At 72.7% G+C, this 941-nt stretch carries 1 protein-coding gene and 1 pseudogene; both read right to left on the bottom strand.

Translation table 11 applies throughout. The annotated features are described in order from the left end of the window. Positions 1–27 precede the first annotated feature (27 nt). A complete protein-coding gene (locus HY68_RS15270) occupies positions 28–699 on the bottom strand; it encodes an HAD family hydrolase (RefSeq protein WP_041989088.1) in 672 nt (223 codons plus the stop codon). 50 nt (positions 700–749) lie between these two features. Beyond that, positions 750–941: pseudogene (locus tag HY68_RS15265) on the bottom strand (hypothetical protein); the annotation flags it as partial.

Raw genomic sequence — 941 nt, 5'->3', positions numbered from 1 at the left:
TCCCGCCGGCCGGTCGAGGCGAACGGCTCAGCTCGCCAGGCGCAGGGCCGTGTCCACGGCTTCCCTCAGGCTGTCCACGACCGGCACCCCCGCGGCCTCCAGGCTCGCCCTGCTGTTCGAGCCCCCGGTGTACAGGACGGCGCGCGCGCCCACGTGCTCGGCGGCCAGCGCGTCGTCCAGCGCGTCCCCGATCACGACCGTCCGCGTGGCCGATATGGCGCCGCCCTCGGCGAGCGCGGCCAGATGGCGCTCCATGTGCTCGGCCTTGCTGCCGCCCGACGGTCCCGTACGCCCGTCGACCCGGACGAAGTGCCCCTCGATCCCGTGGCCCCGGACCACCGGCACCAGCTCCTCGTGCCCGTACATGCTCAGCAGCGACTGGCTGCGGCCCGCCGCCCGCCACTGCGTCAGCAGCTCCTCGACCCCCTGGGTGAGCCCGCAGGCGGCGCGTCGCTCCGTGTAGTGGCGATGGAAGGTCTCGTCCATGAGCAGCCATTCGGCCGCCGTGGGGCGGCGGCCCATCAGCCGCTCGTAGAAGACCGGCACCGGTACGCAGTACAGCTCGCGGTAGCGGTCGAGGGTGATCGTCTCCAGACCGATCTCGGCGAACGCGGCGTTGGTCGCGCCGATGATCGCCTGCATGTCGTCGAACAGCGTGCCGTTCCAGTCCCAGACCAGATGTGTGGTGTGCGTCCCCATGCCGAAAACGGTACCGGCAGGGTCTGACAGCGGGCACCCGGGCGGGCGGGTCAGGCGATGAGGTTGGGGATCTCCTGGACGCCGTACCAGAGCAGTTCGTGGTCCTCGGCGCCGTCGACGGTGAAGCGCGCGTCGTCGTCGCCGTGGTCCGCGGCGCCGAGCGCCGCAGCGGCCGCTGTCACGTCGGCGTCCGCCTCGTCCGCGTCGACGTGCACGGCGGCCGCGGCCGTCATCGACACGGC

It is taken from the genome of Streptomyces sp. AcH 505 (assembly GCF_000818175.1).
Taxonomy (GTDB): Bacteria; Actinomycetota; Actinomycetes; order Streptomycetales; family Streptomycetaceae; genus Streptomyces.
This window is presented reverse-complemented; position numbering and strand designations above follow the sequence as displayed.